The sequence below is a fragment of the Acetobacter sp. DmW_136 genome, from assembly GCF_008690365.1.
GTDB lineage: Bacteria > Pseudomonadota > Alphaproteobacteria > Acetobacterales > Acetobacteraceae > Acetobacter > Acetobacter oryzifermentans.
On record NZ_VHON01000073.1, the window covers coordinates 1 to 618 of the forward strand.

A 618-nucleotide genomic window follows, 5' to 3' on the forward strand; every position below is an offset into this window, starting at 1 on the left:
CAATACAGGGCTGACTTTGGAGGGTGTTGAGACATCTTCCGCCACAACCGTTACGACAGAAGTGACAGGTTTTGATGGAGCTTCTGCGGGAAACTCGGACGGGATTGTGCTTGCCGGGGTTAAGGCAGCCGATATTACGTCCACCAGTTATTCAGCAGATGGCAACTACGTCACCTTGTCGTTTAACGAGGGTGGGTCTGTCACGCTGCACATTGATGATGTCAGCCAGTATGGGTATGCACTTTCTTCTGATGCAGATGGCAATGCTGTTTATGAAGTCTGTTTCTTGGCTGGCTCCATGATCCGCACACCATGTGGTGATGTTGCTGTTGAAACACTGCAACTGGGTGATGATGTTCTGACATTTGCAGATGGACAAAGCACTGTTCGTAAAGTGACATGGGCCGGTAAGGCGCATGCCACTGTGCGCGCAGGATTGCCGGATGATGAGGCAGGTTACCCTGTGCGTATCCTTAAGAATGCCATTGCAGATGGTGTGCCTTACAAGGATATGCTGATTACATCTGAACATTGCCTGTTCTTTGAAGGCAGGTTTGTGCCTGTGCGCATGTTGGTGAATGGATCTTCCATTTTTTACGATAAATCCATCACCTCCTA

The 618-nt window shown here is 49.2% G+C and carries 1 protein-coding gene; it reads left to right on the forward strand.

What is annotated here, in order from left to right; genetic code table 11:
* A partial coding sequence (locus tag FKW31_RS15350; RefSeq protein ID WP_193562097.1) for a Hint domain-containing protein occupies positions 1-618 on the forward strand: 618 nt, incomplete at both ends.